A 206-nucleotide genomic window follows, 5' to 3' on the forward strand; every position below is an offset into this window, starting at 1 on the left:
GTGATGACGAGGCACTACGGTGCTGAAGTGACAAATGCCCTGCTTCCAGGAAAAGCCTCTAAGCATCAGGTAACACGAAATCGTACCCCAAACCGACACAGGTGGTCAGGTAGAGAATACCAAGGCGCTTGAGAGAACTCGGGTGAAGGAACTAGGCAAAATGGTGCCGTAACTTCGGGAGAAGGCACGCTGATATGTAGGTGAAG

The 206-nt window shown here is 51.5% G+C and carries 1 rRNA gene; it reads left to right on the forward strand.

What is annotated here, in order from left to right:
• Positions 1 to 206 (forward strand): 23S ribosomal RNA (locus FDX11_RS10200); the annotation flags it as partial.

The sequence above is a fragment of the Citrobacter sp. wls714 genome (genome assembly GCF_005281025.1).
Lineage (GTDB): Bacteria > Pseudomonadota > Gammaproteobacteria > Enterobacterales > Enterobacteriaceae > Citrobacter > Citrobacter werkmanii.